Source organism: Leisingera sp. JC1 (assembly GCF_001679925.1).
Taxonomy (GTDB): domain Bacteria; phylum Pseudomonadota; class Alphaproteobacteria; order Rhodobacterales; family Rhodobacteraceae; genus Leisingera.
In genome coordinates this window covers 1-4,663 of sequence record NZ_LYUZ01000006.1, presented here as the reverse complement: position 1 = coordinate 4,663, position 4,663 = coordinate 1, and the positions used below count along the sequence as shown (strand labels likewise).

At 59.7% G+C, this 4,663-nt stretch carries 7 protein-coding genes and 1 tRNA gene; all 8 read right to left on the bottom strand.

Annotation, left to right across the window (positions count from 1 at the left end; all coding sequences use genetic code 11):
• Positions 1-79: 79 nt before the first annotated feature.
• Entirely contained in the window at positions 80-1,771 is a 1,692-nt protein-coding gene (tnpC, locus tag A9D60_RS02890) for an IS66 family transposase (RefSeq protein WP_065266227.1), read from the bottom strand.
• Positions 1,772-1,834: 63 nt separating this feature from the next.
• A complete protein-coding gene (gene tnpB, locus A9D60_RS02885; RefSeq protein ID WP_368072338.1) occupies positions 1,835-2,158 on the bottom strand; it encodes an IS66 family insertion sequence element accessory protein TnpB in 324 nt (107 codons plus the stop codon).
• Positions 2,159-2,184: 26 nt separating this feature from the next.
• The gene (gene tnpA, locus A9D60_RS02880; protein WP_254656615.1) at positions 2,185-2,667 is read right to left on the bottom strand and encodes an IS66-like element accessory protein TnpA; all 483 of its coding nucleotides are present in this window, start codon (positions 2,665-2,667) and stop codon (positions 2,185-2,187) included.
• Between the two features lie 10 nt (positions 2,668-2,677).
• Complete coding sequence (locus A9D60_RS02875) at positions 2,678-2,917, bottom strand: transposase (protein ID WP_065266225.1); 240 nt, start codon at positions 2,915-2,917, stop codon at positions 2,678-2,680.
• Between the two features lie 35 nt (positions 2,918-2,952).
• The gene (locus A9D60_RS02870; protein ID WP_065266224.1) at positions 2,953-3,549 is read right to left on the bottom strand and encodes a hypothetical protein; all 597 of its coding nucleotides are present in this window, start codon (positions 3,547-3,549) and stop codon (positions 2,953-2,955) included.
• A gap of 1 nt (position 3,550) precedes the next feature.
• The gene (tnpB, locus tag A9D60_RS02865; RefSeq protein ID WP_065266223.1) at positions 3,551-3,925 is read right to left on the bottom strand and encodes an IS66 family insertion sequence element accessory protein TnpB; all 375 of its coding nucleotides are present in this window, start codon (positions 3,923-3,925) and stop codon (positions 3,551-3,553) included.
• Complete coding sequence (locus A9D60_RS02860; protein ID WP_065266222.1) at positions 3,922-4,323, bottom strand: hypothetical protein; 402 nt, start codon at positions 4,321-4,323, stop codon at positions 3,922-3,924. The genes tnpB (A9D60_RS02865) and A9D60_RS02860 overlap by 4 nt, the downstream gene beginning before the upstream one ends.
• Positions 4,324-4,529: 206 nt before the next feature.
• A tRNA-Met gene (locus tag A9D60_RS02855) sits at positions 4,530-4,606 on the bottom strand.
• Positions 4,607-4,663: the final 57 nt, after the last annotated feature.

Genomic DNA, 4,663 nt, shown 5'->3' with positions numbered 1-4,663 from the left:
GTATGCGCCGTCCACTTCCCATTGGGAAGTTTCGCGCCTTGCTGTTGACAGGCTCCAGCCATTTGTGCGGACGAGCACGTCAGGGAGTCCCGGGCGAGCTCACGTCTTTTGATTGTTCGTCGGCATAGGCCCAGGGCATCAAGGCGTCGATATCCTTGTTGAGATGGCCCGCGGCCAATTTGGTGAACAGGCCGACCAAATAGGCATAGGGTTCGACCCCGTTCATCCGGCAGGTTCCGATAAGGCTGGCAAAAGAAGCCCAGCTTCTGGCTCCGTCATCGTGTCCGGCAAAAAGCGCGTTGCGGCGTGTCATGGCCGGGCTTCTGATCGCGTTCTCGACCAGATTGGAATCCATGTCGACATGGCCATCGTCCAAGAACAGACGGAATCCGTCCTGGCGTCGGATCATGTAGGCCAGCGCCTTGCCTAGATTGGACTTGCGCGAGACGCGGGCAGCCTGTGCGGTCAACCAGGCAAAGAAATCGTCGACCAGCGGGCGGGACCGTTCCTGCCGGACAACGCGGCGGTCATCTGGTGGCAGGCCGCGGATGTCGGTCTCAATTCGGTAGAGCGCCGCGATGCGCAGCAGCGCTTCGTCGACGATAGGAGACCCCGATTTGGGCTGTGCCTTGATCAAAGCCCTTCTCCCATGAGACCAGCAATAGGCCAGCTTCAAGGGCTTCCCACCCATCCGCTTGGAGGTGCCCAGGGCGGTGTAGCCGCCATAGGCGTCGACTTGGATGGTGCCGTTGAACCCGTTGAGGATTTCGGCGGCATAGTCGCCGCTCCGCCCGGGGCGATAATGGAACACTACACCGGGCGGGGAAGGCCCGTTCCACCCACGGTCATCGCGCAGGACCGCCCAGAAATACCCGGTCTTGGTCTTGCCGCGGCCGGGGTCCAGCACTGGGGCGGTGGTTTCATCGACATAAAGCCGTGTGCTGCCCTTCAGCAGCACCTTGGCCATGTGCGCGACCACGGGTGCGATCAGCGCCCCGGTCCGGCCCATCCAATCCGACAGGACCGAGCGATCCATCGGCAAACCATTGCGCGCCATTGCAACGGCTTGCCGGTTCAGGGGATTGAAGTCGCAATGCTTGGCGACTGCGATCTGGGCCAGCAGCCGTTCGGTTGGCCAGCTGTTTTCCAGCAGATGCGCGGGGGCTTTAGCCTGCACCACCCCGGTGCGCCCCTTGGGACAAGCATATTTCGGGCGGATAGTGACGATGACCTGATACGTGGCTGGAATGCAGTCGAGCCGTTCCGACCGGTCTTCGCCGATCTTGACCATGTCGCCGCAACCACAGGGGCAAAGGATGCTGCCGGGTTCGATAACCCGCTCAACCCGCGGCAATCCCTCGGGCAGTGCGCGGGGCTTGCGCGGTTTGCGGGGCTTTTTGTCCTTTGCCGTCTTGTCGAGCTGGTCGATCTTGTCCTGAACGGCGTCGATCTGTTGCTGCGTCTCGGCGATGGCCGTTTCCTGATCTTCGAGCGCCAGTTCGAGCTGATCGGAGTTCAGCTTTTCGGATTTTGGCCCAAACCTGGTGCGACGGTGATCGGCCACCTGGCTTTCCAGCTTCTCGACCAGTGCCTTCAACTCGGCGATGAAGGTGTCTTTCTCAGCGCCGACAACCTGTTCGTGTTGCCGCGCGGCCCGCTCGACCGAGGCCTCGAACTGCGCCTTTTCAAGCGCGGCCTGCTGCGCCTCAAAGGCCTTCACGACCTCGGGCGGCAGACCGGGAAACTGGCGAAGATCAAACGGCTGCGACATGCGCTTTTCTACCCCGACGAGACAGAAAAGCCCAATAAAACAATGCCCAAATAGGGCGCTGAGTCACCCTGCCGCAGTGGGCGCAACAACCGGCTTTGCCACCATCCGCCGCCAATCGAGGCCCTCGAACAGAGCCTCATACTGAGCCCGGGTCAGATGCATGACCCCGTCCTGAATCTTCGGCCAGACGAAATTGGAAACTTCCAGGCGTTTGTAGATCAGAACCAGCCCTGTTCCATCCCAAACCAGGATCTTCAACCTGTCCCCACGCTTGGAGCGGAACATCACCGTCAGCCCGGAATGCGGATCAAGCCCCAACTCATTCTGCACCGTCGCTGCCAGCCCATCGTGACCACGCCGAAAATCCACCGGCTTGGTCGCGATCACGATCGGCAACCGCTGCCCCGCAACAATCACGACGTCCCTCGCATGGCCCGGATCAATGCCGCGGCCCGTGCCACATCTGCAGCGGCGGGAATACGGACCACGACATCCGACCCGATCTCGACCGTCAGCGCGTCACATGCTCGGTCCTGTACCGCTTCTGATGGAGCTGCCTCGACCTGCGATGTCAGAGCGATCTGCAGCGGCACGAAGGCCGGTTCCGGATCATTGACGACCGTTTCGGCCTGGGAAACTGACGCCATCAAATCCTCAGGCAGAACCAGCTTGCCCTGACGCGCCAGACGGCGCCAATCCGAAAGCTGGTGCGGAATGATGTCATGCCCTCTGGCAACATCGACAACCCGCGCGCCCGGCTGAAAACTCTCGGCCACAATCCGCGCCTTCACATCATCCGGCCAACGTCGGTTCCCCCGACGCGGCTCGGCAACCTCGCACTGCCCTAAAAAGCCACTGCCGTCTGCCATGTTCACCTCCATCTCGATGGCGAACATGTCGGAAACTTCAGCCCGGCGCGGAACCTACGATATCAATGGGAACGGGACGGCGCATACAGTGCGGAATGATGTCATGCCCTCTGGCAACATCGACAACCCGCGCGCCCGGCTGAAAACTCTCGGCCACAATCCGCGCCTTCACATCATCCGGCCAACGTCGGTTCCCCCGACGCGGCTCGGCAACCTCGCACTGCCCTAAAAAGCCACTGCCGTCTGCCATGTTCACCTCCATCTCGATGGCGAACATGTCGGAAACTTCAGCCCGGCGCGGAACCTACGATATCAATGGGAACGGGACGGCGCATACGATGCGTTCTCATTGGTAGCTTCGATCACTGTCGTAGGAACCGACAGCAATTCACCCAGACGGCGGGCCCAAAAGCTCTTTCCAATACCAGGCGGTCCGTCAAGCAAAATAGGCGGCAAGCGAAGCCCTGCCGTTCCGTCTCGAACCGACCTCCGCATCGCGTGCCATATCTGCTCGGTCGCGGCGCCCATCCATGGCATTTCTTCATGCAGCGCCGCCGCAATTTCATCAGCACGATGCTCGGTAGCTATCTCCACGAGATTGACCCCGTCATGCAGCGTCGTGAGGCGCTCGCGGTCAGCTCTGACGAGATGGGCGAGGCCGGACGCAGCCTGTCTGCGTTCGATGATCCTTCCGGCGCGTCTTTGAACGCGGATCCTGTCAATGTGCGTAATATCTACCGACAGCAGTTTATCAGCATCACCTTCGGGCAACGGGTGATTGCCAGATCTGAAAGCGGCTACGAGCCCGCACCTCAACAGCCGCAGATGCCGGGTGAAACGCTTTTCCAGTCTTTCCCTGGTTTCCTCAGGCGGGAAAAATCGGACGTCAATGAAGGATATCAATGGCATTCTATTGAACCTCGGCATGCTGGCTTTGAAAGAGAACGGGGCGGTGATAGGGCGCAGAGGCAACCCGGCGCCAATCTATCCCTTCAAACAGGGCTTCGAACTGGGCCTTCGTCAGGGTTATTGTCCCATCCGACAATTTGGGCCAGATGAAACCAGCGCCTTCGATGCGCTTGTAGATCAGAACCAGGCCGGTACCGTCCCACATAAGCACCTTGATCTTGTCACGCCCCTTGGAACGGAACACGAAGAAGGCACCTGAAAACGGATCAAGTTCGAAGTTGCTCATGACGTAGTTGGCGAGGCCGTCAATGCCCTTTCGGAAATCGACAGGCGTGGTCGCCAGGTAGATCTTGAATGAGTTTGAAGGCGCGATCATGAGGTCAGGCCGGCAACCCGAATGAGTTTCATTAAGTCGGCCTCGGGTATACTGACCGGAAACTCAAAACACAGCGCACCACTGTGGAAACGCGCAAACCCGGGTGAGATGCCGCGAGTTTCGAGCGGGGCCGAAGGAGGCTGGCTTTCTTCGGCCATCCTGATCTCGGCGAACGCAGGGCCTTGGACCGCGATATGCTCGCCTCGGCTGCGGCGGTCAGCGACCCACCACTTGCGAACGAGGCATTCATGGGCTCCCAGTTCCGCGGCGATGTCACCGGGAGGCAGGCCGTCTTCCCGGATGCGCCGGGTTGCTTCCCGTTTCAGGTCAATTGGCCAGATATTCTTGCCTGACGGAGATGTTTCAATGGTGAAACCCCAAACCTCATGTTTCGACATGTTCGCCTCCTGCTGTGGATTGGAGGCCTACATATCACTGGGTAGTTGAACGGGTTTAGATGCCATCGAGGGGGTTGGATGCAACGCTTACGACGCACCCGGGGGCCATCAGCTTGAACTTGTTGGGGAATTGGCGGGTCTGATGTTTTTGGGGAGCGCCGAATCGAAAAAGCCCCCGCTTTTTGCGGAGGCTTGGTCGGAAACGCTGGTTGCGGGAGCAGGATTTGAACCTGCGACCTTCAGGTTATGAGCCTGACGAGCTACCTGGCTGCTCCATCCCGCGTCAGGTGTTTTGTTATCGTTTAGAGAGATGTTTGGATTTTACTAGGTTTGGCGGTGA